At 48.8% G+C, this 20665-nt stretch carries 21 protein-coding genes and 1 tRNA gene; 13 read left to right on the forward strand and 9 right to left on the reverse strand.

All coding sequences use genetic code 11. From position 1 onward, the window contains the following. Positions 1-72: 72 nt before the first annotated feature. Together HV832_RS00005 and apaG are read right to left on the reverse strand one after the other, a co-directional pair. A complete protein-coding gene (locus tag HV832_RS00005) occupies positions 73-849 on the reverse strand; it encodes an enoyl-CoA hydratase (protein WP_176801509.1) in 777 nt (258 codons plus the stop codon). A 270-nt stretch (positions 850-1119) separates the two neighbouring features. Continuing rightward, the gene (apaG, locus tag HV832_RS00010) at positions 1120-1494 is read right to left on the reverse strand and encodes a Co2+/Mg2+ efflux protein ApaG (RefSeq protein WP_176802048.1); all 375 of its coding nucleotides are present in this window, start codon (positions 1492-1494) and stop codon (positions 1120-1122) included. 128 nt (positions 1495-1622) lie between these two features. On the opposite strand from apaG, the gene rpe reads away from it, so the two are divergent. From rpe to trpC, 6 genes are all read left to right on the forward strand, one after another. After that, a complete protein-coding gene (gene rpe / locus HV832_RS00015; protein WP_176801510.1) occupies positions 1623-2288 on the forward strand; it encodes a ribulose-phosphate 3-epimerase in 666 nt (221 codons plus the stop codon). A 90-nt stretch (positions 2289-2378) separates the two neighbouring features. Continuing rightward, positions 2379-3062: a phosphoglycolate phosphatase gene (locus HV832_RS00020; RefSeq protein ID WP_176801511.1), complete on the forward strand. Its 684-nt coding sequence runs from the start codon at positions 2379-2381 to the stop codon at positions 3060-3062. A gap of 243 nt (positions 3063-3305) precedes the next feature. Continuing rightward, entirely contained in the window at positions 3306-4802 is a 1497-nt protein-coding gene (gene trpE, locus HV832_RS00025) for an anthranilate synthase component I (RefSeq protein ID WP_176801512.1), read from the forward strand. Then, on the forward strand, positions 4803-5375 hold the full coding sequence (locus tag HV832_RS00030; protein ID WP_176801513.1) for an anthranilate synthase component II: 573 nt from the start codon (positions 4803-4805) through the stop codon (positions 5373-5375). Beyond that, positions 5372-6403 (forward strand): anthranilate phosphoribosyltransferase, encoded by a 1032-nt coding sequence (trpD, locus tag HV832_RS00035; protein ID WP_176801514.1) that lies wholly within the window; start codon positions 5372-5374, stop codon positions 6401-6403. The genes HV832_RS00030 and trpD overlap by 4 nt, the downstream gene beginning before the upstream one ends. Before the next feature lie 3 nt (positions 6404-6406). Next, positions 6407-7210: an indole-3-glycerol phosphate synthase TrpC gene (trpC, locus tag HV832_RS00040; RefSeq protein WP_176801515.1), complete on the forward strand. Its 804-nt coding sequence runs from the start codon at positions 6407-6409 to the stop codon at positions 7208-7210. Positions 7211-7325: 115 nt separating this feature from the next. Here the strand turns inward: trpC and HV832_RS00045 are convergent, their stop codons facing one another. From HV832_RS00045 to HV832_RS00065, 5 genes are all read right to left on the reverse strand, one after another. Beyond that, positions 7326-9221, reverse strand: a complete 1896-nt coding sequence (locus HV832_RS00045) for a M61 family metallopeptidase (protein WP_176801516.1) — start codon at positions 9219-9221, stop codon at positions 7326-7328. 59 nt (positions 9222-9280) lie between these two features. Next, the gene (locus HV832_RS00050; RefSeq protein ID WP_176801517.1) at positions 9281-9733 is read right to left on the reverse strand and encodes a DUF3429 domain-containing protein; all 453 of its coding nucleotides are present in this window, start codon (positions 9731-9733) and stop codon (positions 9281-9283) included. A 156-nt stretch (positions 9734-9889) separates the two neighbouring features. Further along, entirely contained in the window at positions 9890-10489 is a 600-nt protein-coding gene (locus HV832_RS00055; RefSeq protein ID WP_176801518.1) for a nucleotidyltransferase family protein, read from the reverse strand. 5 nt (positions 10490-10494) lie between these two features. Beyond that, entirely contained in the window at positions 10495-11238 is a 744-nt protein-coding gene (locus tag HV832_RS00060; RefSeq protein WP_176801519.1) for a DsbC family protein, read from the reverse strand. 10 nt (positions 11239-11248) lie between these two features. Continuing rightward, positions 11249-12454 (reverse strand): FAD-dependent monooxygenase, encoded by a 1206-nt coding sequence (locus tag HV832_RS00065; RefSeq protein ID WP_176801520.1) that lies wholly within the window; start codon positions 12452-12454, stop codon positions 11249-11251. 155 nt (positions 12455-12609) lie between these two features. Here HV832_RS00065 and HV832_RS00070 point away from each other — a divergent pair. The 5 genes from HV832_RS00070 (at position 12610) to HV832_RS00090 (ending at position 16870) form a co-directional block, all read left to right on the forward strand. Beyond that, a tRNA-Phe gene (locus HV832_RS00070) sits at positions 12610-12685 on the forward strand. A gap of 92 nt (positions 12686-12777) precedes the next feature. Beyond that, positions 12778-14397: a site-specific integrase gene (locus HV832_RS00075; protein WP_176801521.1), complete on the forward strand. Its 1620-nt coding sequence runs from the start codon at positions 12778-12780 to the stop codon at positions 14395-14397. An 85-nt stretch (positions 14398-14482) separates the two neighbouring features. Beyond that, complete coding sequence (locus HV832_RS00080) at positions 14483-15067, forward strand: hypothetical protein (protein ID WP_176801522.1); 585 nt, start codon at positions 14483-14485, stop codon at positions 15065-15067. Positions 15068-15098: 31 nt separating this feature from the next. Then, positions 15099-16219 (forward strand): IS3 family transposase gene (locus HV832_RS00085; protein ID WP_399311108.1). Its coding sequence is split into 2 segments (ribosomal slippage): positions 15099-15357 and positions 15357-16219, totalling 1122 coding nucleotides; the frame shifts between segments, so codons are not numbered across the junction. An 87-nt stretch (positions 16220-16306) separates the two neighbouring features. Continuing rightward, positions 16307-16870: a hypothetical protein gene (locus tag HV832_RS00090; protein ID WP_176801524.1), complete on the forward strand. Its 564-nt coding sequence runs from the start codon at positions 16307-16309 to the stop codon at positions 16868-16870. Here HV832_RS00090 and HV832_RS00095 read toward each other — a convergent pair. Next, positions 16824-17696, reverse strand: a complete 873-nt coding sequence (locus tag HV832_RS00095; RefSeq protein WP_176801525.1) for a hypothetical protein — start codon at positions 17694-17696, stop codon at positions 16824-16826. The genes HV832_RS00090 and HV832_RS00095 overlap by 47 nt on opposite strands. Positions 17697-17844: 148 nt before the next feature. On the opposite strand from HV832_RS00095, the gene HV832_RS00100 reads away from it, so the two are divergent. Further along, entirely contained in the window at positions 17845-19095 is a 1251-nt protein-coding gene (locus HV832_RS00100) for an MT-A70 family methyltransferase (RefSeq protein WP_176801526.1), read from the forward strand. Positions 19096-19126: 31 nt separating this feature from the next. After that, positions 19127-19417 (forward strand): hypothetical protein, encoded by a 291-nt coding sequence (locus HV832_RS00105; protein ID WP_176801527.1) that lies wholly within the window; start codon positions 19127-19129, stop codon positions 19415-19417. A 271-nt stretch (positions 19418-19688) separates the two neighbouring features. Here the strand turns inward: HV832_RS00105 and HV832_RS00110 are convergent, their stop codons facing one another. Next, positions 19689-20648 carry a replication initiation protein gene (locus HV832_RS00110; protein WP_176801528.1) on the reverse strand — a complete coding sequence of 320 codons (960 nt, stop codon included), beginning with the start codon at positions 20646-20648 and terminating at the stop codon, positions 19689-19691. Between the last annotated feature and the right edge of the window lie 17 nt (positions 20649-20665).

Here is a 20665-nt window from a genome sequence, read left to right on the forward strand (position 1 = left end):
AGCAGCAGAGAAACGAGATTATGAACGACTTTTCCGCCGCTGACAAGCTCCTCGTCTAAATTATTTACTCAGTTATTGATTTTTAAAAACAGCGGATCGTTTCTCCAGGAACGCTGCCATTCCCTCTTTCTGGTCTTCCGTTCCAAAACTCGCCTGAAATAAACGTCGTTCAAAATGTACGCCTTCTGACAAGGTCGTCTCATAAGCCCGATTCACTGACTCTTTAATCATCATGACAATCGGCAACGACATACTGGCGATCGTACTGGCTGCTGCCATTGCCTCTTCCAGCAACATTTCCTGCGGAACAACCCTTGAGACCAGTCCTGCGCGTTCAGCCTCGGCAGCATCCATCATGCGTGCGGTCAGGCACATGTCCATTGCTTTTGATTTGGAAATCGCTCGCGGCAGGCGTTGAGTGCCACCCGCGCCAGGTAATGTGCCCAACTTAATTTCAGGCTGGCCGAATTTGGCATTTTCTGCAGCAATAATAAAGTCACACATCATCGCCAATTCACACCCGCCGCCCAACGCATAACCAGCAACCGCCGCAATCACCGGCTTGCGGATCTGGCGAATAGTTTCCCAATTACGGGTGATGTAATCCCCTTTGTAAGTATCCATGAAACTGTAATTCGCCATCGCTGCGATATCAGCGCCAGCGGCGAAGGCTTTTTCACTACCGGTAATGACGATGCACTGGATTGCCTCATTGCTATCGAGACTCTTGAGTGCGCTACCCAATTCATTCATCAACTGATCATTCAAGGCATTGAGCGCCTTGGGACGATGCAAAGTGATCAGGCCGACCTTTTCCTTAATTTCAAGAATGATGCATTCGAATTCCATATGTACTCCTATCAATTGTGTGTAGACTTCAGAAAAATGCTGCGGTGATCATTGCATACATCATGTCACCCCGGGCTGCTTATGATCAATCAGATCAACTTTATCAGTGAAGGTAACTGACATGTGGCTATTAGCACTAGAGGCGGGAATCGCTCTTGGTATCTTAATTTTTATCGTCTGGTGGACGATGTTTTCTGGTCACACCGAAAACACAAAAACACCGCTGCCCCACGACGCAGATCGTCAGGATACCGACAGCAGCCGGCATCGCTAGTGCAGAGTTCTCGGCAAAGACAATACAAATTCCGGAATATCCACCTCAAATCGGTGTCCGTCCTCGGCAACGCAGAAATAAGAACCCTTCATTGTGCCTTGAGGCGTCTTCAGGATGCTGCCACTGGTGTATTCGAAACTCTGCCCGGGCGGCAAAAACGGCTGATGCCCAACGACGCCCAATCCACGGACTTCTTCCATCTGATTATTGGCGTCATTGATGATCCAGTGGCGCGAGATAAGCTGCGCTGCGACAGTGCCGGTATTTTTGATCGTAATGGTATAAGCAAAAACAAAGCTGCCACGATCCGGTTCGGATTGCTCCGGTAAATATTGCGTCACCACTGAGACGCTCATCTGATAGGTTGCCATATCCGCCTTTTCGTCCATTTCAAAATAACCACAAAATATATAAACAAGCATTGTGCCAGACCTTGCCACTGCCGGCATCGTCCGGGCAAGGTAAAATAGCGTATTGATTATTTGCAGGATATTTTCTCATGACCACCTATCGTATCGCCCCCAGCATCTTGTCTGCAGATTTTTCCCGTCTGGGGGAAGAAGTACGTAATGTTGTCGCCGCCGGAGCCGACATGATCCACTTTGATGTCATGGACAATCATTACGTTCCCAATCTCACGATTGGCCCACTCGTCTGCGAAGCAATACGTCCTCATGTGCAGGTGCCGATAGACGTACACCTGATGGTCAAGCCGGTCGACCGCATTATTCCTGACTTTGCGAAAGCGGGAGCGAATATCATCAGTTTCCATCCGGAAGGCTCTGAGCACATTGACCGCAGCCTGCAACTGATCCGTGATCATGGCTGCCTGGCCGGGCTGGTACTCAATCCAGCCACACCACTGCAAGTGCTGGAGCATGTCATGGATAAGCTGGATCTGATTTTACTGATGTCCGTCAATCCGGGTTTTGGCGGACAATCCTTCATTCCGCATACCCTGAAAAAAATCGCCGCAGTCAGAAAGATGATTGATGACTCTGACCGCAATATCATGTTGCAGGTCGACGGTGGTGTAAAAGTGGACAACATTGCAGAAATCGCCGCCGCAGGTGCCGATACCTTCGTCGCCGGCTCCGCTATTTTCGGAAAGCCTGACTACAAAGCCATTATTGATTCCATGCGCGGCGAATTAATGAAAGTCTGATATATCCCGCACCTCAATACTGTTATCCCGGCAATGCGATAAGCTGACCTGACTGCTTATCGCATCACAATACGCACCAGCCTGTTACTTATGTTCTCCTCTATTCAAGCCGTCATCATTGATCTTGACGGCACCATGCTCGATACTGCACCGGATTTTCTGGTCGCCATCAACCACATGCGGGCCGAATTCAAGCTGAAACCGCTGACTCTGGAGCAAATCAAACGCATGGTCGGCAAAGGCTCCGAACACCTGATCCGCCAGGTGTTGGCAATTGATCTCGCCACGCACGAAGCCGGGCAGCTGTTTAATGCCGCGATGGATGCCTATCAGCGCCACTATCTGACCATCAATGGCAAGCATTGCAGCCTTTATCCTGAAGTCAAGGAGGGATTGCAGGCGTTCCGGAAAATGGGTTTGCGGCTGGCCTGCGTTACTAACAAACCGCTCGCTTTTGCCGTGCCACTGATGCAGAAAACAGGTTTATCTTCTTATTTTGAGCTGATTTACGGTGGTGACTCATTCCCGAAAAAGAAACCTGATCCACTGCCCTTATTGCACGTTTGCCAGGAATTTTCTTTACCCCCTCAACATGTGCTGGCGATCGGAGACTCCAGCAATGATGCCGTCGCAGCACGCGCTGCCGGCTGCCCGGTTTTGAGTGTTCCTTATGGATATAATCATGGAGAGCCTGTACAAAATATTGAAAGTGATGGTATAGTCGGCTCTCTGTTAGAGGCAGCAAAACTGCTGAATGCAGAAATTCAACATTAATTTCACCATTCCAATCAAGAATGTCTTTCGATAACAAACGTCCGACAATGACACCAGGCGCCTTTGAGGCCTGGCTATGGCGACGCTGGCAATTCTGTTAATTTACTGAATGCCGCGAGTAGCTGTGCGCATCCCCTGCACAACTTCTTGTTTGTTATATCCATCAGTTTTATCCGTCCATACACCCAGAAGTGTCCCACTATGTCTGCCGCAGGCAAACATACGGGCGGCTGAAAGAAAATCATGACTGAACTCGAATTCAAATCGTTGGCCGCGCAAGGCTACAACCGTATCCCCATGATTGCGGAAGCATTCGCCGATCTGGAAACCCCTCTGACGCTGTATCTGAAGCTCGCTCAAAGCCAGAATGCAGGGAAAAATACCTTCCTGCTGGAATCGGTAATGGGTGGCGAGCGCTTCGGGCGTTATTCCTTTATCGGCTTACCTGCCTGCACACTGGTGCGCAGCATCGGTGAGACGGTTGAAGTCGTCAACAATGGCGACGTCATCGAAACACATCAGCAGAATCCGCTGGAATTTATCGCCGCCTACCAAAGCCGCTTCAACGTCGCCCTGCGCCCTGGTCTGCCACGGTTTTGCGGTGGTCTGGCAGGATATTTCGGCTATGACGCCGTACGCTATGTGGAAAAACGACTGGCCGGCAAAGCGCCGAAAGATGATCTGAAATTACCCGAGATTCAGCTCTTGCTGACCGAAGAACTGGCTGTGATTGATAACGTGTCCGGTAAGCTCTACCTGATTGTATATGCAGACCCGGCGCAACCGGAAGCATGGAGTAAAGCACGTCAACGCCTCAAAGACCTGCGGGCGATGCTGCGCCGTAACGTCGATGCACCGGTCACATCCTCTTCCGTCCGCACTGAATCCATCCGCGATTTTTCCAAAGAGGATTACTTAAAGGCAGTGGAAAAAGCCAAGGAATACATCATGGCGGGTGATCTGATGCAGGTGCAGGTCGGACAACGCATCCGGAAGCCTTACGTCGACTCCCCCTTGTCGCTGTATCGTGCGCTGCGTTCCCTGAATCCTTCGCCCTACATGTATTTTTACAATTTCGGAGACATGCAGATTATCGGTGCATCACCGGAAATCCTGGTACGAAATGAAGCGCTGAATGACGGCAATAAAAAAGTCACGATCAGGCCACTGGCCGGCACCCGTCCGCGCGGCTCGACACCGGAACGCGATGCAGAGCTGGCCAAAGAATTATTGGCGGACCCGAAGGAAATCGCCGAGCACGTGATGCTGATTGACCTGGCACGCAACGATATCGGACGTATCGCGCAAACAGGCACCGTAAAAGTCACTGACCAGATGGTGATCGAAAAATACTCGCATGTGCAGCACATCGTATCGAATGTCGAAGGTATCTTACAACCTAATCTTTCCAATCTGGATGTGCTGAAGGCAACCTTCCCCGCAGGCACCTTATCCGGTGCACCGAAAGTCCGGGCGATGGAACTGATTGACGAACTGGAACCAGTCAAGCGCGGTATCTACGGCGGTGCCTGCGGCTATTTATCATTCGGCGGCGAAATGGATCTCGCCATCGCCATCCGCACCGGCGTGCTGAAAGATGGCATGCTGTATGTGCAGGCGGCTGCCGGCGTGGTGGCGGATTCGGTGCCGGAAATGGAATGGCAGGAAACAGAGAACAAGGCCCGCGCCGTATTACGTGCAGCAGAACAGGTTCAAGATGGTCTGGATGGAGAAATTTAAATGCTACTGATGATCGACAACTACGATTCCTTCACCTACAACCTCGTGCAGTATTTTGCCGAACTGGGTCAAGATGTCCGTACTTTCCGCAACGACGAAATTACGCTGGAGCAAATCAGCGCCCTGAAACCCGATCATATCTGCATTTCCCCTGGTCCGTGCACACCGCATGAAGCCGGAATTTCTGTGCCGCTCATCAAGCATTTCGCCGGAAAAATTCCGATCCTGGGAGTCTGCCTGGGTCATCAGAGTATTGGTGCGGCCTTTGATGGCAACATTGTGCGAGCAAAGCAGGTGATGCACGGAAAAACGTCCACGATCGCCCACACCGGTGTCGGCGTGTTCAACAACCTGCCCAGTCCCTATACCGTGATCCGCTACCATTCGCTCGCAATTGAACGTGCCAGCCTGCCCGCTTGTCTGGAAGTCACGGCCTGGACGGATGACGGTGAAATCATGGGCGTCCGGCATAAAGAATTCGACCTGCAGGGTGTTCAGTTTCATCCTGAATCCATTCTGTCTGAGCACGGCCATGCACTGCTGAAAAACTTTTTGACTGGAACACCATCATGACGATCACTCAACAAGAAGCATTAACCCGCCTGATTGAACACCGTGAAATTTTTCACGATGAAATGCTGTTCTTATTTCGCAAGCTGATGGGGGGTGAATTAAGTCCTGTCATGATCACCGCACTGACAATGGGATTGCGCGTCAAAAAAGAAAGTATCGGCGAAATTACGGCTGCCGCACAGGTAATGCGTGAGTTTTCCACCAAAGTGCCGCTTGCTAATACACAGAACATGATCGATATCGTCGGCACAGGCGGTGACGGTGCGAATACGTTCAATATCTCCACCGCGTCCATGTTCGTTACCGCCGCTGCCGGAGCCCGCGTTGCCAAACATGGTGGACGTAGTGTTTCCTCCTCTTCCGGCAGTGCAGATGCTCTGGAATCTTTAGGTGCCAACATTCATCTGACTCCCGAGCAGATCGCCCAGTCCGTGGCGCAGACCGGTATCGGATTCATGTTCGCCCCCAATCATCACGGTGCGATGAAGCATGCTGCGCCTGTGCGTAAAGAACTGGGAGTCCGCACGATCTTCAATATTCTGGGGCCACTCACTAATCCCGCAGGTGCGCCCAATATCCTGATGGGTGTGTTCCATCCTGACCTGGTCGGCATTCAGGTCCGTGTGCTGCAAAGACTGGGGGCACAGCATGCACTGGTGGTGTGGGGCCGCGACAATATGGATGAAGTATCACTCGGCGCCCCAACCATGGTCGGGGAACTGATCAACGGTGAGATCCGCGAATACGATATCCATCCGGAAGACTTTGGCTTGCAAATGGTATCCAACCGCAATCTGAAAGTTGAGGGTGCTGCAGAGTCCCGCGAAAAAATCATGGAAGTCATGAATAACGTCGATGGCCCGGCACGCGATATCGTCGCGCTGAATGCAGGAACAGCTTTGTATGGCGCCGGCATTACCGGATCCATTGCAGATGGTGTCCGGAAAGCCCAGGAAACCATTGCTTCCGGAGCAGCACTCGCCAAACTGGAACAGTTTGTCCAGGTCACTCAACAACTCGGAAAATAAAACATGTCGGATATTCTTAAGCAAATTCTGGATGTTAAAAAGAACGAGATCGTTGCAGCCAGCAAGTATCAGTCATTGCACAGCCTGCGTCATGAAGTGGAAACGAACAAAGAAATCCGCGCACAGATGCGCGACTTCGAAGCGGCATTACGTCACCGGATCGCAGCCGGTCAACCGGCTGTGATTGCCGAAATCAAAAAGGCATCCCCCTCCAAAGGCATACTGCGTCCGGATTTTCACCCAGACGACATTGCTGCCAGCTACGCGGCACACGGTGCGGCCTGCCTGTCGGTATTGACCGATGTGAATTTTTTTCAGGGCGCCCCGGAATATCTGCAGCAGGCACGTGCTGCCTGCATGATTCCGGTACTGCGTAAAGACTTCATCATTGATCCTTATCAGATTTATCAGGCGCGCCAGTGGGGGGCCGACTGCATCCTGCTGATCGTTGCCGCACTTGATCATGGTCTGATGGCAGAACTTGAAGCCTGTGCGCAGGAACTGGGCATGAGCGTACTGGTTGAAAGTCATGATGCGCAGGAGCTGGAAGCCGCACTCAGACTCAAGACTCCGCTCATCGGAATTAATAACCGGAATTTACGGACGTTTGAAGTATCGCTGGAAACGACGCTCGGGTTACTCCCCCGGATTGCTGCCGACAAGCTGGTGATCACCGAATCCGGCATCATGTCTGCTGCAGACGTAACGCGGATGCGTGCCGCCAACGTACATGGATTCCTGGTAGGAGAAGCTTTCATGCGGGCAGAAAACCCCGGCGCAGAGCTGGCGAAAGTCTTTGGTATCTGATCTGTCTGACAAGCTGCATAAAGCTCCCTGTCTGTCCTCCACGTTAAAAAACCGCCGCCCAGTCATATAGGGCGACGGTTTTTTTAATGATGCAGTCCGGTAGCCGAAACGGAACTTACCGTCTGCTTTTTTTCTGAAAACTGGGGCGGCTCAAGCCTGTTTTTTTACCGGGTGAAGAAATGTTCAGTGATACCGCAGGCATGTCTTCCGCCTGTAATGTTGCATGTACTGTCATCAGCTCATCGCGGCGGAAAGCATGAATTTCCACAGTTTCTCCAACACGGTAGCGGCCTATTGCAGCGCTCAATCCGTCTGCGACATCGGCAGCCGTGACACGCAAGCCGTTGATGGCAATGAGCACGTCGAGCGCTGACAAACCTGCCAGATGTGCCGCGCGGCCCTCAAACACGTTTCCGATTTTGCAGTCCCGCCCATCGGGCACTACTTTGATGCCCAGACTGGCTTTTTTACTGTTATCGCCAGCATCAACAGCCACGCCAAAATCCGCATATAACTTCGCCAGTGGCACGTCTTCTGTACCACGGACATATTTATCCAGGAAACGGCGGGCATCCACACCGGTCGCCTTCATGATGACGGATTCGATTTCACTTTCTGCCAGACCTTGCTGTTTCGCAGTCAGGGCTTTGGCATAAAAATCCCTGCCGAACTGCTGCCATAAAGCGCGCATCACATCATCCAGCGATTTCTTTCCGGCTGTTGCTGCGCGTATGGTCAGATCCAGTCCCAAGGCCACCAGAGAACCTTTGGTGTAATAGCTGACGATGGCGTTGGGAGAATTTTCATCCTGACGATAGTATTTGGTCCAGGCATCGAAGCTGGATTCCGCCACGCTCTGCTTTTTGCGGCCGCTGCCGCGGGTAACCAGATTGATGGTTTTCGCAAGCATTTTCAGGTAAGCCGCTTCGTCAATGACGCCGGCCCGCACCAGCATCAGATCATCGTAATAACTGGTAAAGCCTTCAAACAACCAAAGCAGACTGGTGTAATTTTCGCGACTCAGATCGTAATCGGCAAATATCGCTGGCTTAATCCGCTTCACATTCCAGGTATGGAAATATTCATGGCTGCACAAGCCAAGAAACCCTTTATATCCCTCGCTCATACCGGGCTGGTGTTTCAGGGAAATATCATTGCGACTGCAAATCAGCGCGGTGGATGCACGGTGCTCCAATCCGCCGTATCCTTCACCGACCGCCATGGTCATGAATACATAGCGATCCATCGGCGCTTTTTTGGAGCGGGGCTCAAACAGGGCAATCTGACTTTCACAGATTTTCCGTACATCGGCCACCATGCGATCCATGTCGATGTTCGGCACTTTACCGGTGACCACGAAATCATGTGGAACACCGCAGGCTTCAAAGGTAGCCAATACGAAATCGCCCATTTCTACCGGATGATCAATCAGCTCGTCATAATTACGGGCAGTATAAGTGCCAAAACCGTAGCGTTTCGCTTTCAGTTCGGTCAGCGCAGTTGCCACCCGCCATGTCTTGCAGGCCGGGTCGGCCGGACGCTGGAGATCGACAACATGCGGCAGATGTTCCTGCCCATGCACGGACAGAAAAACACTGGTGCCGTTAAAGAATCCGTGCGTCTGGTCCAGATGCGCCGCCCGCACGGACAAATCCCATGCATACACTTCATAACTGATCGTCAGCGCAGCTTTGCACGGCGCAGCCTGCCAGGTGTGTTTATCCAGTTTTTTCAACCCAATCTTTTTGCCGTCGCAACTGGCACTGATCTGCTGGATATGCCGGGCAAAATCCCGCACCATATAACTACCCGGGATCCAGGCCGGCAGACTGACAAGCTGCCCGCTTTCGGAAGGCGCAGCAATCGTCAGAGTGACCTCAAAAATATGTCCTGCCAGATCTTTGGGAATAATGCTGTAATGCGGTGAGCTGCTTACGGTCGCCGGAGATAATACGCTGCTCCGTGCACTGCTGGTTTGCCGGTCTCTCTCAGGCTTCGTCGCTGTTGTCATGCTCAACGATCTTTCTTTGTGTTGTAGTTGATTGTGATTTTTTGCCGTGATCAGAGATATCAGCTACGGACGTTGGCCGCGATGAAAGTGAATATCTGCGCCGTCACGACAACGCGGGTCAATTGCAGGCGCAAGTCAATGAACCAATCGGGGACAGCGTAACTCTGATACAGTTTTTTATCTATTTTGTAGGCAGCGATAAAGCCGGCAACCTGTACCAGAAAACCAAACAGCATGTTTCCTAATGAGCACCAGGCAATCAGCGTAGGAATCACGCCCCAGATCAGGGCTTTTTTAGTTTCCTCGTCATCCTTGCCGTCCGCCATGATAGTGACGCCCCAGTGGACACCGCCCAGAAAAGACAGAATCACAATGCCGTAAGCCAGCTGCGCCTTGATGAAATATCCGAGCCAGTCCGGATGCACCAGCCAGCATGCCAGTGTCAGTAAAACGAAAGGAACCAACCCGAGGAAACCGAGGCGGATGACCAGTTTTTGATTCAGTTTATGCATACCATTCCGCTACTATGTGTGCCGCTACCGATTTTTATGTCACCCGGTTTGCTGCGGCTGTCACGACAAAAGAACGCTATTTTAAGAGGAAATCGGAGACTTAGATATATCTGCGGCTAAATCACTCTCCGGAATGGTGTTTTCCGCCGTACTGGTTCAGCCCTTAACAGAAGGAAATATCAGGTCTGCCGGCACATCGACATCATGCAGAATACCAGCATCATCGACATCGACAGCAGTGACCATGGCATGTGACAGCACATGGCGTGCGCCCTGATCACCGCTCAATTGCAGCAATTCAGGCAAGTGTGTTCTGGAGAATCCGACCGGATTTCCCCGTCGCCTCTGAAACACCGGCGCCGCAATATCGGCACCGTTTAGCAAGCGATCACGCAGGGCGGCAATCGTCGCAGGCCGGACAAATGGCATATCTGCCAAAGCAATGATCCATCCGGTGCTGTGTATTGTGTCACGCAGCGCGCAAGTCAGCGATGCCGCCATGCCGCTGTCTGCCTCTTCGCAAACCAGCGTGCGAAACCCATGCTGCGCCATTTCACGCAGCAGATCTGAATTACCGGAACGCACAACCACAACCACTTCGGGCAAGACAGACCGCAAATGCAGCGCGCTGGTCAGCACGACCGTCCGACCATCCGGCAATAACTGCATCAGCTTGTCGCTGGCACCGGACTGGTCATAGCGACGCCCTCGCCCTGCGGCCAGCAAAATCCCTGTGCAGGGCACGGAAAAGGGCATCTGAATCAGTTGACTTTGACGTTGTGCAGGCTGGCAAATTTTTCCTCCAGCCCTTTAGCATCCAGTGCACCGGGTACGCGTGAGCCATCTGCAAAGAAAATAGCCGGCGTGCCATTTACCCGCAGCTTTTGTCCCAGCGCGAGAATCTTGTCGTTCGGCGTGACGCAGTTAGACTGTGCCGGTGCTGCGGCTTTACCGTTCAGCATCCAGTCTTCCCATGCTTTATTGCGATCGGCAGAACACCAGATATTTTTTGATTTGACGGCGGAATCTTCCGACAGAATATTGTACATAAAGGTATAAACTGTAATATTGTCCATACCAGCCAACGTCTTGCGCAGGCGCTTGCAATAACCGCAGTTCGGATCCTCAAACACGGCAATCACGCGTTTGCCATCCCCTTTGACCATCTTCAACGCCGATTCCAGCGGCAAATCAGAAAATTTCACCCGGCTCAGATCATCGGTTCTGGCTTTGGTGTAATTGACGCCATTTTTTGCATCAATCACATTGCCGATGAACAGATACTGGGCTTTTTCATCCGTATACAAAACCTCTGAGCCGACCCTGACTTCATACAATCCCGCATACGGCGTTTTAGTAACCGAATCGACTTTAATCCCGTCTGCCAGGCGCGGTTCAACCAGTTTTTTAACGGCGGTTTCCTGCGGTGTCTGTGCAATGGTCAATCCGGTACCAACCAGCATCACAGCAGCGCTCATGGCAACAATATAGTGCTTCAGTTTCATTCAATATCCTTCATTTTCCCATAGCATGAGCAATTAATTGATTCTTTAAGACGGGCAATCTGTTGAGTAAGTTCAACCCCAGATTGCGTACCAGCCGCACCGGCGTCAGGTCAGAACCAAACAGCCGCGACAATCCATCGGTCGCGGCCTGCATTAATAGCACCTGTTCTTTGCGCGCCCTGCGGTAACGTTCCAGCAAACGCGCTTCGCCGCAATCCCGGTAGGACTCGCGTTCTTTTAATATCTGCAACAGGCACGCAACATCACCAAATCCGAGATTCATTCCATGTCCTGCCAGCGGATGCACCACATGCGCAGCATCGCCGATTAATGCAACCCGCTCAGCAATCATCTGATGCGGGCGCATCAGAGTCAGCGGAAATGCTTTAATATTTTCCGGAAATACCGGCGTCAGATGTCCCAGCGCAGGCAGGCAATATGCTTCCAGCCGCTCAACCAGCACCGGCAATGGCTCTTGCATCAGCGTGTCAGCCAGCGCATCCGGTGCCGACCAGACCAGTGAGACGCGATTGCCGGGCAACGGCAGCAGGGCAATAATGCCCTGATCTTCAATAAACCACTGATGTGCAACGCCGTGATGCGGCTTTTCACTTTCAAAATTCGTGACCACGCCCTTCTGTCCATAAGAACGGTAATCCAGACCAATATCACACTGCCCCCTGACCCAGGATTGTGCGCCATCAGCGCCGACAATCAGCTGGGCCCGGATCATCCGGCCATCGTCCAGCGTCAGTTCAGCAGCATCTGCCCCCGCTGCCAGTTTTTTTGCAGCACCCTGCAGCAGATGCAAATTCTGCGTGAATCGCATTGCCATATCGAGTGCCCGGTTAAGATTCTTATCCTCCACAATCCAGGCCAGCTCATCACTGCGCGCACCATAGGCATCAAACACCAGCTTACCGGCATCCTGAACTGCACCATCCGGCTGACAACCGTACACTTCCATGCCATGAACGGCAGCAACACGTTGCAAATCCATGCCGTCCCAGACCTTCAGCGCAGCCAGTAAGTCCTGCGCCACATGATTCAATGCAAAAACCCGCACATCCCAGTCTGCATCCACGGCTGGCGATACCCGATCACGCCCCAGCACAACCACCCGCAAACCCGCCTGCGCCAAGCCCAAAGCAGCCGCCTTACCAATTGCGCCATTGCCAACGATGCAAATATCGCAATCAACCCTTTTATCTGTCATAGCAATTCATCCTGCCCGGAAACAAGACCCCCATTATACGGCACCAGCGAACGCCCCTCCGATGCGCCAAATCAATACCCCACCACCCCTGCCAGAAATTTTTCTGTCCACGAGACTTGCCAAACACAACGTCAGTCTCTATAATGCGTGGTCTTGGCCTGGTAGCTCAGTCGGTAGAGCAGAGGATTGAAAATCCTTGTGTCGGTGGTTCGATTCCGCCCCGGGCCACCAAGATTTTAAGTTGTTGATCTGATTGAGGTTTCTGACCTTCAAAATATCAGGTGTTCCAAACAGGTGTTCCACCTCACATTGAGGTGATACCGATGAAACTAGCATCCCATCTACGCCGTTCTCGACACGGCGTTTTTTATTTCCGAATCGTTTTTCCGCAAATTCTCGCTACCATTCTTGGTCAGCCTGAACTCAATCGCTCCCTGTCTACCCGTTGCCCCAAAACAGCAAGGCTTACGGGCTACCAACTTTCTGGCACAATGCTACCATTGATTACCAGATTGGCACGACTTATGACCATTGATCCAGACAGCCTTGATCCCGATAGTATTAAAAAACTGATTGTGGAAGGACTCACTATTGGAAAGGATGGCAGTATTTCTGCTGCTCGTATTCAAACAAACGATAATCCACAGATCGCCCAAGAAGAACTGAAAAACTTCGCTCTGTTCTTGCATGCCAGTCGTGGCGAGCAACCAGCTTCGCCAACGCCACCAACGGAGGCACTAAAAATAGAAGCGCAAAAATTAAAAGCCGAAATTACTCAATTCGCTCCTGCACTTCCAACCAAACCAAGTACGTTGAAAGATGCCTTTGATTCATATCTACTTTCCAAAAAAGGCATTGCCGCTGCGACTAAAAAATCCTATACCGAAAGCCTAGAATTATTCGGCATGATGATGGGTGGCAATCATCGTATGGTGCATGAGATCAGTCGTCGGGAATGTACGGATTTTAATGAAGCACTTTCACACATTCCTCTACATGCAAAAAAACGAAATATCAAAATTGGTACAGCGTCTGAAATACTGCTCAATCCACCAACTGTGCTTGATGACAGCGGCAATCCTACTTCACCAGAAACGATTTCCGCTAGAACTTGCAACGATCATTTGACCAATGTATCTGGATTTTTTTCATGGGCAATCAAAGCGGGACGTTGTTTTGAACCGAATCCGTTTGAAGATTCTGTCCGCCATTCTGATGGCGAAATTGATGGTGGCGCAGAAGCCTTCCAGCAAGAAGAACTCATTAAAATCTTTGATAGCACCACGTTTATGAAAGCGAAACGACCCCATCAATTTTGGGGACCATTGCTGCTTTTATTTACGGGTGCTCGCGCCAACGAAATTGCCTGCCTTGATCTGGATGACATCATCATTGAAAACGGCATTCGCTGTATTTCGATTAAACATCGCCCCAGAAAGAAACCCGACACGATTGAGCACAGGATAGAAACCAAGCGACTCAAAAATGCACAATCAAAAAGAACGATCCCATTACATCCAACAATATGGGAAATTGGTTTTGATGACTATCTGGCAGATCTAAGGTCACTTGGTGCGACACGGCTTTTCCCGAACCTACCTATGGATTCCAGAGAAAAACGAGAACGCAATTTATCTAGGGACGTGAATAATTATCTCGAAAAAATTGGCGTACATGTTCCGCGCACAAAAGTTTTGCACAGTTTCCGCGACACGGTATCCGACGCATTAGGCACAAGTGATCTAGATGCTGTTCGTGCTGACCAATGGACAGGACATGCGCCTGTCGGCATTAAAGCAAAACACTATCGCAGTAAAGCATCTGCCGATGTACAGGCAAGGGATGCATTCTCGGCGTTGGATTTTCCATTCATTCGTTTTGATACATTGAAATATCGAAAAGGTTGGTGGAACGAATGGTTGGCAAAAAATATGGTTCCGTGAATAAATTTATCCATCGCTAGGCAAACCAAAAATCCCGATGAATTTATAGCCTACCGCCAAAGCGGTAGGCACGATAAAACAATATATGACACCACTAGAATTTTTACTTAAGCTCAAACAATTATCACCTGACACACAGATTGGCATGGCTCATCTCGGTGCAATTTTCGAGATGTTATCACCAGTGATCATACGAAAATCTTCTCCAAATTATTCGCCTTCTCTATCAGCACGTCTGACAAATGAAACTGCATTAGGAGAATGGTTGGGAGAACCAATTGCAACGATTGAACAATGGCGCATTCAAGGCTTGCCTTCTACTTCAATAAAATATCGTTTGGGGTCTGTTTACGATTGGATTATTGCTCATATCGTGCCCATGTTTTCTGCACCTGTGAATGCTAAGAACCAATCTGATGTTGACCTTGGCAACCTTGCTGAAACATGGCAAATGCAAATTCCTGTGATGAAGGTCGATGATCAATTGGTTGGTTTTTTCAGGTCAGTAAGATCGGAATGTGAGCCTTCACAATATTCATTAGTCGAGATCCCCACCTTGTCATTTCACCCTTCCGAAATGACAAAAGAAACGATTTCATCTATCAATGAATCACTCATTGCACATGGTGAGTTCGACGTCTCCCCACATTTGAGTAGCATAAGGAATTAGAGTCTAATCCTATCTGTTAAGGAGATTAGACATGAAGAAGCGTTTTTCAGAAGAACAGATCATCGGTTTCTTGCGCGAAGCGGAAGCTGGATTACCACTCAAAGAGCTATGCCGACTGCATGGATTCTCAGAGGCGAGTTTCTATCTTTGGCGTAGCAAGTTTGGCGGCATGAGCATATCCGACGCCAAGCGACTCAAGGAATTGGAAGCCGAGAACGCGAGACTCAAGCGCATGCTGGCGAATTCCTTGCTGGAAAATGAAATCACGAAAGAGGCACTACAAAAAAAGTGGTGACCGCACCAGCACGACGTGATCTGGTGCGGCATATGGTTCAACGAGGGCTAAGCGAACGCCATGCGCTGCGCATTGCAGACATGAGTGCCAGCGCGTTGCGTTATGAGCCTCGTGCGGATAAAAATGGTGCTCTGAGAGATCGCATCATCGAACTCGCACACCGCCATCGCCGTTACGGCTCCGGGATGATCTATTTGAAGCTTCGTCAGGCGGGCTTGCAAATCAATCATAAGCGTGTTGAGCGACTCTATTCGCAATGCGGCCTCCAGGTAAAACGTCGCAAACGCAAGAAGGTGTCGGTATCTGATCGGCAACCATTGATTCGGCCGGATGCTGCCAATCAAGTCTGGTCAATGGACTTTGTGTTCGATCGGACTGCCGAAGGCCGTGCGGTCAAGTGTTTGACCATCGTGGATGATGCTACGCATGAGTCGGTTGCTGTCGTGGCAGAACGCGCTATTGGAGGATATCCTTTGACGCGGATGTTAGATCGATTAGGTTTCAAGCGAGGTCTTCCCAAGATCATTCGAACTGACAATGGCAAAGAATTCTGCAGTCGTGCCATGTTGACCTGGGCACACCGTCGAGGAGTGCAACTTCGACAGATCGAGCCGGGCAAACCGAATCAAAACGCGTACATCGAGTCATTTAATGGAAGATTACGAGATGAATGTCTCAACGAACACTGGTTCGTCAGCTTGGCCCATGCCCGCACTGTAATTGAACGCTGGCGGAGGGAATACAACGAGGAACGACCGAAGAAATCCTTGGGTGGGCTGACGCCATCAGCCTACGCTAGGCAACTGGCCACGAAAGCGGCTACATTAACCCCTGACTCTAAAGCCGGTTGCTACTGAATACGGGGAAACGTCGAGTTCAGCGTTGCGGTTGTTGAGTCTGCTGTCGAAGCAAGAGCGATTTATGATAAGTGGAAAGACATCGCCATGCCTGAAGTGTTGCTGCAATTTTTCAGGTCAGCGCTTTTGCATAACGAAGAATTAGCCAAGACAATCGCTAGCGAACTCGAGCCTGAACTGATTCGCAAGGGCTTCAACATCACTCAATGGTTTTGGCAACAGGTAGTAGAAAATGACTTCTGTTCGCTCAAAGAGAATGCGTTGATTTATGCATTTGAACAAACTGAAGAATATGGAATCAATTTAAATCAACTTTGCCATATTTACGACGATCAACGACAAGAACTGTTTCACGGCAATTGTTCCCATCTGTTAGCCGATACCAAGGGCGACTTATACCAAATTCGACCATATGAACAATGTACACCCAGCTTTGACCGTTTGCTTAATTGTGTTCTTAATTTAGGTCTCAGCGCCGACAAAAAAAATAACCATCAAATGACTGCACGGCAAATTGCAAGTTCCGTTGAAGAAAAATACGGTCAAGGACAAAGCATATTCAAAAATTTCATCGCAAAATACGAACTCAAAGAAAAATTTAAAGCTACTTTAGAACCGAAGAATTCCAAAACGAAAAAACAGCCTCTGTAGAGTCTGGTAGATCGGTGTTTTTTTCACCTTTTCTATTTGCAGTTCGTTTTTTTGTTGGCTTGTATATTTCAGAAAATATTTTCGCTGCTAGATTCGCCTGCCCCTGCATCAAGTAATGTCTCACAGCAATAGCGCGAATCAAAAAGCAAATATGCTCATAAATTCCATGGGTCTCTAAAACTTGGACATACGGTCCAGTCAATAAGCACTGTAATAAATATTCGGTCGCTTCTTCCCCCTCTCGCACCAGCATACTCAATCGCCAGATAGCGATAGCTGCTGCCAAAAATCTTAGTTCAGGAGTCACCTGAAATTCATCCATGTAAGCTTGAACAGGATTATTTTGTTCAAACAAATAGGCACGCTTTAACCGAATATCCGCCCATGTGTCCGTTGCACAGAAAATCGTAGCAATGCGATCTATCCGCTCATGATGCCCTTCCTCCCTAGCTGTCTGCAAACGGGGAATGACATCTTCAATAACCGTCCAGAATTCATCATAACAATCCTGGAATAGCATCCAAAGAGATACACAGCCACCTTGATCTTCGGGACCGAATTCAAAAACAAAACGCGACATCCTTACAGGTGGGTAGGCATGAACAGCATTTCTGATCATTTCAGATGGTACGTGAACTCCCGACAAATACCGTCCAAAACGAACCACCATACCCTCAATGGTAGGAATAGCTTTTAATAGCCCTATATCACTGCTCACACCCGTTCTACGTTTGAGATCACTCACCCATGCAGCAGCTCGCATTGAATTAAAAACGCTCAATTGACTATTCTTGGTGCTTCTTTTATCACCTTTTTTACTTGTCATTCGGTTGTCTCACATAGTGAAAATCTCAAAGGGGTGGCTGGAAATCGCAAAAATCCAGCCAATTATTAAAAATTTCCGCAAATGTTTTAATCACACCATCGAATCAGCGCTGACGAGATAGAAATTAAACCTAACTTACGGAGAATTTATGAACACAATCAACACTGCAGTAATTGAACCTGCCATGAAAATTCATAAGGCAGCATATTTATTCCCAGAAATGACCACGGATGCTTTTTTGAAGTTAAAGGAAGATATTCGCATCAACGGTCAGCAAGTGGCAATTATCGTACAAAACGGCTACTTGTTGGATGGTCGTGCTCGTTACCGTGCATGCCGAGAATTGGGTATCACACCAATTTTATCTGAGCTACCTGAAACGAATGATCCAATTGAGCGAATTCTCAATAGCCTTAACTTTCACCGTCGCCATCTGGAAGAAGGGCAACGAGCAATGATTGCGGCTCGTATGGCAAATTCCTACATTGGCGGCAATCAATACACACCAGGTACCGTATCTCAAAAACAGGCGGCTTCCGATTTAAAAGTATCTGTCGACTCATTGCAACGGGCGAAGTCGGTTTTGAATCTTGGCTCAACTGAATTAATTAAAGCTGTTGATGATGGTCAATTAAATGTCAGTAATGCTGCGGTTATTGCGACCTTGCCTGAACACGCTCAAAACAAAGTGCTTGAACTCTCTGAGAAGGAAATTCTAGAAAAAGCAAAAGCACTTCGCAAAGCAAAAACTGAAGCTCGTCGAGCTCAGATTTTGGAAGAAATCGAAGCAAAACGTGCTAACAACAAACCACTTGATCCTCGTTCAGGGCCATATAACGTCATTCTGGCCGATCCACCATGGGACTACATGGGTGAGGTTGCGGTTGGATATCCAACGATGACTTTGGAAGATATTTGCGCAATGCCTGTCAATGACATTGCAGCCGAAGATGCCGTTTTGTTCTTGTGGTGCTCTGCATCCCTAATTCGTGAAGCATTGGCAGTGATTGATGCATGGGGATTTACCTATAAGACTCAATCCATCTGGGACAAAATGTCCGCCGGGCAAGGTGTTTATGTACGAGTGCAGCATGAAATCTTATTAATTGCGACTCGCGGTAAATTGCCTGAAGTGCCTCCAACCTCTCGACCAGAATCAGTATTTGCATTCCGTCGCCGTGAACACAGTCGTAAGCCTGATTATTGCTACGAGATGATTGAGAGAATGTACCCTGAATTGTCAAACAAAATTGAATTATTTTGTCGCGGCGTTCCACGAAAAAGCTGGAGTGGCTTCGGCAACGAATGTATCACGGATGATCAAGTTTTAAATCCAGTCATGCAAATCATTAATGCCGAAAATGACGATGTCTATATTTTAGAAGAACAAGCAGCATAAACAACTATTCAAAATAATTTAGGAGAAAAAAATGAACGCAGCAGAATTTATTGAAGCACAAATTATTCCAAGTATTACCACGAAATTTTTAACAAAAATTGCAGACGATGCATTTTCAAATGCTTATGACTCGTTTGACGATACGATGAACTTTTCTGATCTTATGGAAATGTTCACCAATAACGTTAGTCAGTTTTTTTCTGAACAATTGCTAATCTCTGCATTTGGTTTCAGTGAGGAAGAAATGGAAGAATTTTTCGGGTCTTCCGGTGGTGTACCTTACGCAATCGACGACTTGATTGAAGAGATCAATTGCGAATAATTTTCAAGGCAGAGTATGTTCGTTGAAATGAACTTTAAAAAATAATGGCTAATTTTTCGGTTGGCCATTTTCTATTTTATTTCCCCTTCTTTCTAGTTTTCATTCTTGATTTCCTATCTGTACCACATTTCATAAATTGGTAGCCTAGCGGCTATTCCTGCTTATTTACTGGTTGCGGATATTTCCTTTGGTTCGAAGCGCTCTGGCGGGTTAAGCTATCTGGGCTAATTACCTGATGGGAGGGCGTAACGGTCAACCAAATTTTTTCAGATTAAGACAGTTGCGAAAAGTATTTGCGGACAGTTTTGATATTCATCCTTGTATGTTCTACTAACTGTGAGATGGTGACCTTAACGTGTCCCGATTTCTGCAATTCATCTTTTACTCTTTGCAAGGTCGCTAGAGATTTTTTTACGCGGACAGCATTAGTATAGTCAGCGCCCATGCTCATGCGTTGTGTGGCGGTTTCGTCGGTAAATTTGAGCACTTTGGGGGTATGGTTACCTAACTGATGACGGTATCGCCAAACCCCACGAGAAACCGATTTGGCGGTGCTTTTAATTTCAGACATCGGCAAGGGTTTATCAAACAAAATATTGATTTCCATTGCTTCGGCAAACACTGCCATATCCCAGCGATCACAGTCTGCAAAATTATGTACCGCAATATATGCCCACAATCGCAAGGTGTGGAACAGCTCATCATTTCGACCTTTGATCAATAAATTGTCGGGTAGCTTGCGTACTGTACCTCTTTTCGGAAGATCAATATATTCTAGAAAATCTGCGAGATCATAGCTGGTGGGGAATGTTTGCACACGCCAGCGGTCATTTAATGGATTTTTAGTGATCGTATGATTATAGGCAGTATCGGCTCGTAGGCGACTTTCCATTTCATTCTGAATGGCCTCAAAATAATCTTGCGGACCAGTGCGGCTATTATGATGGTAAGCCACGGGCGTTTTTAAATGGTACAGATAGTGGCAATGTGCATTCGTTGGATTAATGGTAATAATAGTCGGCGTCGGCAAATTCAAATCATCAAAGCGATATGCTGAACCAGGAATATCAAGGTCGAAACTAAGGTAACGTTTATACATTTGATTCAGACCGCAGTACGCAAACTGATCGACCTTTTCGCGCTTCCTAAATTTAATACCCTCGGCAAAATCATTGGTCGTCATGACTGCTTCATTGAGGTGAGAATAAAATTCTTCTAGTTGTTGGCTCATCCGTTCTTTTTGTTGTT

The organism is Cognatundibacterium oligocarboniphilum (assembly GCF_013377855.1).
Classification (GTDB): Bacteria; Pseudomonadota; Gammaproteobacteria; order Burkholderiales; family Burkholderiaceae_D; genus Undibacterium; species Undibacterium oligocarboniphilum.